We start from the raw sequence: 7,705 nt of genomic DNA on the forward strand, positions 1-7,705 counted from the left end.
CAACACACAACTACCACCCCTGTGGAGCAGCCATGACACGCGTCTTCCTCAACGCCATCAGCAAGCAGTACCCGGGGGCCAAACCGGCGGTATCGAACCTCACGGTCACCATCGAGGACGGCGAGTTCTTCACCCTGCTGGGTCCTTCCGGCTGTGGCAAGTCAACAACGCTGCGGATGGTGGCAGGATTCATCCAGCCTTCCAGCGGAAGCATCCACTTCGGCGACAAGGACGTCACCAACACGGCACCCAACAAGCGGGACACCGGCATGGTCTTCCAGAACTACGCCTTGTTCCCGCACATGAGCGTCCGGGGAAACGTTGCCTACGGCCTGAATGCGCGCAACGTGCCCAAGCAGGACAAGAACAGGCGGATCGACGAGGCACTCGCCCAGGTGGGACTCCAGGAGTTCGGCGACCGCCGGATCGACATGCTTTCCGGCGGGCAGCAGCAGCGCGTGGCTTTGGCCCGGGCCCTGGTGATCCGCCCGGCGGCCCTGCTGCTGGACGAGCCGCTCTCCAACCTGGACGCGAAGCTGCGCGAGGAAACGCGTACCGAAATCAGGTCCACGCAGAAGGCGGCAGGCACCACGTGCCTCTACGTCACCCATGACCAGGCCGAGGCAATGGCGATGAGCGACCGCGTGGCGGTGCTTAACGAAGGCGAGCTCCACCAGGTCGGGTCACCCCGCGAGGTCTACAACCGCCCCGCCACGGCCTTCGTCGCCAGATTCATCGGCCGCTCCAACGTGCTGCCCTGTACCGTGCTGGGTGTGGACGGCGGCGCCGACGGCGGCTCCGTCAGCATCAGCCTGGCCGACGGCACCGTTCTCAAGACACCCCGGGTGGAGGGATCGATATCGGCCCGGGTCTCCGCCGGGGACAAGGCCGCGGTGTCGCTCCGGCCGGAATCCATCGGCCTCACCGTCAGCCCGGGGAAGGAGACGGCGGGCCAACTCGCCGGGAGGGTCCTTACCGCCGAGTTCACCGGCGCCGTCAATATCTACGAGATCGACTGGCACGGCGAGCAGATCGTGGTCTCGGCGCCGGACACCGTGGACCGCGCCGAACCCGGGGACCTCGTATCGATGGCACCGCACCAGGACCGCGTGTGGCTGGTGGAGCCGTGACGGTCACCGTTCCGAGGCTGCGGAACCGGTCCTCCCTGACGTCGTCGGACCGGTTCGTCTACTTCCTCGCCGCCCCGGTGGTTCTGGTGCTCCTGGTGTACATCGTGGTGCCGATGCTGGCCACCGCCACCACCAGCGCCGAGAGCGGAGGGAGCGCCTACAAGGGATTCATCAACGGCTCATCCGCCACGGCGCTGGGACTCTCGGTGGGCATCTCGGTGGGATCGGTCCTGACCACCGGTGTACTCGGCACGGCGCTCGCCGTCCTGCTGTCGCGCTTTGATTTTCCGGGCCGCAGGGTGCTGCGGCTCTTCGCGCTGCTGCCCATGGCGCTGCCTCCGCTGATCGGCGCCGTGTCCTTCTACTTCCTGTACGCCGAAAGCGGCATTGTTCCGCGCTTCCTGGAGCGCTACTTCGGCGCCGACGCCGCGGCCGTCTCCGCCAACGGCGTCTGGGGCGTGCTCCTGGTCCACACCATGACCATGTACCCCTATTTCTACCTCGCCGTCTCCTCGGCGCTGGCCGGAACCGACGCGTCCATGGAAGAGGCGGCGCTCAACCTGGGCGCGAGCCGCTTCCGCATGTGGCGCACGGTCCTCCTGCCCATGCTCACCCCGGCGCTGGTTTCCGGAACGCTGCTGACCTTTATGGTCTCGATGGCATCCTTCACCGCGCCCCAGTTCTACAACGTGCAGACCCTGACCATGCAGATCGTCGCCTCACGAACCAGCGGCGCGTACGATGTCGCCGCGGCCCAGGCCGTGGTCCTCTCCGTCGTGTCAATCTTCTTCCTGCTGGCCATGCGCTGGTACGAAAACCGGCGCCTCCACCGCGGTTCCTCCAAGGGAACGCCCCAGGCCGTGAAGGTCCTGCACGGTGTGCTTCCCCGCACCCTTGCCGGGGTCGGATCGTTGCTGCTGGTCCTGTTCCTGATGGCGCCGCCGGCCACGATCGCCCTGCTGTCCTTCACCGTGGACGGGTCGTGGACCACGCAGATCCTGCCGCCGGACTACACCCTGGACAACTTCGCCCGGATCTTCACGGACCCCGTCACGCTGCGCCCCATCCTGGTCAGCGCCCAGATGTCCTTCGTGGCCATGATCGGCTGCATCCTGGTCGGGGTCCTTGCCGCCTGGGTGGTCACCCGGTGGAAAGGCCCGGGCAGGGGTTTGCTTGATGTGATGGTGATGCTCCCGTGGGCACTCCCCGGCACCGTCATCGGCGTCAACATCGTCACGGCCTTCGCCACCCCGGGCCCGTTCAATCTCGGCCAGGTGCTGATCGGATCCCTGTGGATCCTCCCGGTGGCCTATTTCGTCCGCTTCCTGCCCCTGGTGTTCCGCTCCGCCAACGCGTCGCTGGCCCAGATCGACCCCAGCGTCGAGGAAGCAGCACGGAACCTTGGCGCGGGTCCCTGGCGTGCCCTACGCACCGTGACGGTGCCCCTGATGTCCCGCGGCATCCTGGCCGGTGCGCTGATGGCGTTTATCCAGGGCTTCGGTGAGTACGTGGCGTCCGTGGTGGTCTACCCGGCCCGCTTTGCGCCGCTGTCCGTGGAGATTTACAACCGCATCTACTCCAACGAGTTCGGCACGGCCGCGGCCTACGGCACGCTTCAGATGGCGCTGATCCTCATCGTGTTGGTCATCGCCCAGCGGCTGGAGACACCCCGCCGCGACAGGAAGGCACGGGGCGGGCAGCCCGCCGGTGCGCCCCTTAGTCCCGTTATGGCCCCCACACCCACCTGATCCATGGAACCGGAGATACGAATGAACACCCCCACCGATCCGTCCATGCCGCGCCCCGACCTCAAGGACCAGGAAAACCTCAGCATCTACTGGGACAACCACCTGCGGGACGCCTTCTATGAAGCAGCACCGCACATCTACCCGGGCATGGTCGAAGCAAGCCTGGCCCACGTCCTGATGCTGACCCGGCAGGGCATCCTTCCGCGTGGCCGGGGGGAAGTCCTGCTGAAGGGGTTGCTGACCCTGTGGGCCAGGACCGAATCGGGCGAACAGGCTTACGTTTTCGATGGCAGCGTCGAGGATCCGTATTACTTCCTGGAGCAGCAACTCGCCGCCGAGTGCGGGATCCCAACCTCCGAACTCGACGTCCAGCTGGCCAGGAGCCGGAACGATCTCGACGCCGGCGTGTTCCGGATGGTCCTGCGGCGCCAACTGCTGGACCAGGCCGCCCTGGTGGTCCAGGCAGCCAACGACGCGGCCGTGCAGGCCGCAGCGAACGCGGACAGCCTGATCATCGGGTTCACCCACCGCCGCCCCGCCCAGCCGACGACGATCGGCCACGTCCTCGCCGGTCTCTCCGAAGCGATGCTCAGCCAGGCAAGGGAGATGCTCAGCATCTACGACGAGCTGAACGTTTCGCCGCTGGGATCGGCCGCGTTCACCGGCACCGACCTGCCGATCGACCCGCTGATGGTGGGCGAGCTGACCGGCTTCGATTCCAGCTTCACCTCCAGCTATGAGGCCGTGGCGGGAGCGGAACACTTCATGCGGCTGGCCGCGGTCCAGGCCCGGATCACCGCCACCGGCGCCCGCTTTGCCCGGGTGCTGCTTGAGTGGATGACCTTCAAATGGGTGGAAACGCCAACGGCCTACACCCAGGGCTCGTCGATCATGCCGCAGAAGAAGAACCCCGTGGTGCTGGAGCACATGGTGTCCATGGCCGGTGTTACCGCAGCGGACATGGCAGCCACCTACGCGAACATCGGCTCGGCCTGGTACGAGGACTCCAACAACGCCACCACTGATGTGCAAAAGCACCTGTGGCGCGCCGGGGAACGCGTGGTCCGTTTTATGCGGATGATGGACGGGCTGCTGCTGGACCTGAAGGTGCTCCAGTTGCCGGACCGTGCGGAAATCGTCGCCTCCGGGGCCACCACCACCGCCGTTGCGGAGGCGCTCGCCGCGCGAGGCATCCCGTGGCGGACGGCCCACGACGTCGTCGGCAGGCTGGTGCGCGCCGACGCGCCGGCGGACTGGACCGCGGACGGAGTCGCGAAGGCCTTCGCGGACGCCGGCATCGACGCCGGCATCGACGCCGTAGAGGAGCTGGTGGCCACGACGTTGAGCGCCGGACAGCAGCCGGGACTGATCCTTGCCCGGACGCAGGACGGAAGTCCCGGCAGCGAGGCCGTGCGGCGCAACGCCGCCGAGTCACGGCAGCGCGCAGACGATTTCGGCCGTGACATCCAACGCAGACGGAGCCAGATTGACTCGGCCAGGGAACGGCTGGTGGCAGCCGCCGCGGACGCAGGAAGAGGCCATTGGTGACTGATGGAATCACCATCATCGGGAACACGAATATCGATGTTGTGGTGGCCGACACCCGGGACCTGCCCGAGCCGGGAACCGAGCGCGTGGTGTCCTCGGTTTCCCTCCGGCTGGGCGGCTCGGCGGGAAACTTCGCTGTCCGGTGCGCCGGCCTGGACTTCCCCACCATCCTGGTCAGCCGCGTTGGCGACGACACGTCGGTGATGGTCCTGGAAGCGGAGCTCCGGCTGCCGTCGCTCCAGGCGCGGCTGCTTCGGACCCCGGGTGAACCCAGCGGCATCACCGTTGCCGTGGAGGCTCCGGGGCGCGACCGTGCCTTCATTTCCTCCCTGGGCGCCATGGCGTCGATGACTCCTGACGACATCACTGAAGACATGCTTTCCAGCAGGTACGTCGCCCTGGCCGGCTACTTCCTGCTGCCCGGGATGCGCGGCCCCGCGTCGGCGGAACTGTTCGGACGGGCCGGACTGTCGGGCGCCCGGACGGTATTGGACACCGGCTGGCCGCCGGAGGGGTGGACCGCGGCCACGCGGCAGGAAGTGCTCAGCGCCCTTGCCCTGGTGGACATCTTCCTGCCCAACGACGACGAACTGCACGGCCTCATGGATGACGGGAACACCGAACGGGCCGCCCGCCGGTTGTCCGTGACCACGAATACGCTCGTTGCGGTCAAGATGGGCGCCCGCGGCGCCGGTCTGGCCTCCCCTGACGGCGGATGGTCCGCCCAGCCGGCGGCACGCGTTGACGTGGTCGATTCAACGGGGGCGGGGGACGGGTTCAACGCGGCATTCCTCGTGTCGGCGGCACGCGGCGCAGGCTGGCCGGACGCCCTGGCATCCGGGGTCGGCTACGCCACCGAAATGGTGGCCACCGCGCCGGAACGCCGGGCCGCCGTCGTACTTCCAACCGCGACACTGAGCTAGAGGGGAACCGCAGTGCAAACGGACATTATTAATGGCCGCCCCACCGTCCAGGGGCTTTCCATCATCGACTTCCACCTGCATTTCCGGATGCCCCACGACCCCTTGACCCGCTCCCTGGCGGGCGGTCAGTTCGGGCCGGACGGCGGCGCCGACGACAGAAGCGGCTGCGAGGAATACGACGCCGGCCAGGCCGCCCGGTCCGCCGCCGTCGCCCGGACCTCTGCCCAATGGCGCCGGAGCTGGGACTTCGCCGACCCCGAACCGTTGTCGGCGGACGCCGGCTGGGAAGCGGAAGCGGACCGCTGGACCAGGGAGCTGGCCGACAACGGGATCGAGCACGCCTCCTTCGTGACCGCCGGCGGGAACGACGCGATGGTGGAGCTGGTTGCCCGCGGCGCCGGAAAGTTCCTGGGCCTGGCCGCGATGGCTGACCCGTTCGCGCCGGGAGCTGCCCGGGAGTTCGAAAACGCAGTGGCCCGGGGACTCCGAGGCCTGAAACTGTTCGCGCCGCTGGCGTCGTCGCGGATGGACGATCCGGCGGCAGACGCCGTGTGGGACGTCGCGTCCCGCCATAACGTCCCCGTCCTGATCCACTTCGGCCACTGCGGATCGGCGGGCGGGATTGCGCAGAATGCGTACAGCAACCCTGCGAGCCTCGAACGCGCGGCCAAAAGATACCCGGAGGTCACGTTCGTGATCCCGCACTTCGGAATCCAGCACGTCCAGGAGGTGCTCTTCCTGATGTGGGCCTGCCCCAACGTGGTGGTGGATACGTCCGGTTCCAACCAATGGGTCAGATACATGGCGCAGCGGCTGACCCTGGAGGACCTTTTCCGCCGTTTCTACGAAACCATGGGATCCGATCGCATCATCTTCGGCTCGGACTCGTCGTGGTTCCCGCGTGGTTTCGCGCGGCGGTACCTCGTGGACCAGCTCAGGATCTGCTGGGAAATGGGAATGCCCGCCGCCGGGATTCAGCAGATCTTCGGCGGAAATGCCGCGCGGCTCCTCAAGCTGGACGGCTGGCGGCCCGCCTCAGCCGGGTCCTCTGGCGCAGGGACCCACGCCGGCGCCTGACAAAACGGAAACGGACGACGGCGGGAGGTCCCGCCGTCGTCCGCTTCTCCCGTTGTTCAGTTGTCCAGGAGTCCTCCGCTGGCCCAGCGGCGGACGGCGAGCTTTTCCGCGGCGTCGAACTCCAGCAGAGCCACGCGGCAGAGTTCCTCGACGTTTGCGGTCCAGGCTGCCGCGAGGCCTTCGGCCGTCGCCTCGTCGGTGAGCGGGAAATTGACGTAGGCCAGGCCTTGAAGGACAAAGCTCACGGCGTTGCGGGAGACCGGCTGGTCCGCGTTGACGCAGTCGTCCCTCACCTGCCGGGACAGTTCGGTGCGGTTGAGCGGATGCTCACGAAGCCTGGCTGCCATGGACTGGAACATCTGCCGGAACTGGGCTGCGGAAAGGGCCGGCACGTCCGTGACCCTGGTGACCTGTTCCTCGATGCCCGGCTGCAGGTCCGCGGGCGCAGGCAGGTCCTCGCTCGAGAAGCGCTTCGCGTCCCAGACCCAGCCACCTTGTGCCGGGGAATATTCGACGCCCTGGCCGATCTGGGACACCCACGTCCCAAACTTTCCCCAGCCGCCCCAGTCCGTCTTCAGGGATGGCTCTGCCGTGAGCGCCCGGTGGGCCACCATCGCGCCGTTTACCGGTCCCGGAGCGGCGCGGACAAACTCGAGGACCTCACGGATGGCGGGCGAGGCGGACTTGGCCTTCGCCTTCGCTGCGGCGGGGACAGTCTGTTGCTTCCCGGACGCCACTGCATGAACCGGTTCCACCGTTGAGCCGTTGAGGATGGCGACGAAGTCGTGGGATTCCACCACATGGTCCGCCATCTCCCGGTACGCGAAGGCCACGGCGCCGGCCGCGATGACCGTGGTCATCCGGTCAGCGGCCCGGAACCGCTGGATCAGGGACGTGAAGTCGGCATCGGCCGAGGCGATGAAGAACTCTTCGATGCCAACGTTGCCGGACAGCGCGTCCATGGCGTCGAGCACCAGATTGATGTCCGTGCTGCTCTTGCCGCGCTGCGTCAGCGACGGACAGTCGATCACGCGGAAGCCGGCGCGGGTCCAGTAGGTCCGGTACTTCGAGTACACCACGGGATTCAGGTAGCAGTTGCGGATCAGGAACCTGCGGGCGTCCTCGCCGGAACCGCCGGCTGACAAGGCGTCTGCCCAGTGCTTCGGGTCTTCGGCAAAGCGCTTCGCCGCCAGCGGATCCAGTGCCTGCAGGCCGGTGAAGACGTTGTCGAAATCAACAAACATCGCAGCTCGGATGCCTGGCCTGCGGGAGGGGGAGA

Annotated in this window: 6 protein-coding genes; 5 read left to right on the plus strand and 1 reads right to left on the minus strand. The window is 67.3% G+C overall.

Annotated features, from left to right (window positions below; translation table 11 throughout):
* Window positions 1-32 precede the first annotated feature (32 nt).
* From V6M49_RS07060 to V6M49_RS07080, 5 genes are read left to right on the plus strand one after another with little or no spacing between them, the layout of a single operon-like run.
* Entirely contained in the window at window positions 33-1,130 is a 1,098-nt protein-coding gene (locus V6M49_RS07060; RefSeq protein ID WP_332760674.1) for an ABC transporter ATP-binding protein, read from the plus strand.
* Complete coding sequence (locus tag V6M49_RS07065; RefSeq protein WP_332760675.1) at window positions 1,127-2,878, plus strand: ABC transporter permease; 1,752 nt, start codon at window positions 1,127-1,129, stop codon at window positions 2,876-2,878. The genes V6M49_RS07060 and V6M49_RS07065 overlap by 4 nt, the downstream gene beginning before the upstream one ends.
* A 21-nt stretch (window positions 2,879-2,899) precedes the next feature.
* The gene (locus tag V6M49_RS07070; protein WP_332760676.1) at window positions 2,900-4,426 is read left to right on the plus strand and encodes a lyase family protein; all 1,527 of its coding nucleotides are present in this window, start codon (window positions 2,900-2,902) and stop codon (window positions 4,424-4,426) included.
* Entirely contained in the window at window positions 4,423-5,349 is a 927-nt protein-coding gene (locus V6M49_RS07075) for a carbohydrate kinase family protein (RefSeq protein WP_332760677.1), read from the plus strand. Before V6M49_RS07070 ends, V6M49_RS07075 begins: the two co-directional genes overlap by 4 nt.
* Before the next feature lie 12 nt (window positions 5,350-5,361).
* Window positions 5,362-6,426: an amidohydrolase family protein gene (locus V6M49_RS07080; RefSeq protein ID WP_332760678.1), complete on the plus strand. Its 1,065-nt coding sequence runs from the start codon at window positions 5,362-5,364 to the stop codon at window positions 6,424-6,426.
* Window positions 6,427-6,482: 56 nt separating this feature from the next.
* On the opposite strand, the gene V6M49_RS07085 is transcribed toward V6M49_RS07080, so the two are convergent.
* A partial coding sequence (locus V6M49_RS07085) for an NYN domain-containing protein (protein ID WP_332760679.1) occupies window positions 6,483-7,705 on the minus strand: 1,223 nt, incomplete at its 5' end.

This window comes from Pseudarthrobacter sp. (genome assembly GCF_036675385.1).
GTDB lineage: Bacteria > Actinomycetota > Actinomycetes > Actinomycetales > Micrococcaceae > Arthrobacter.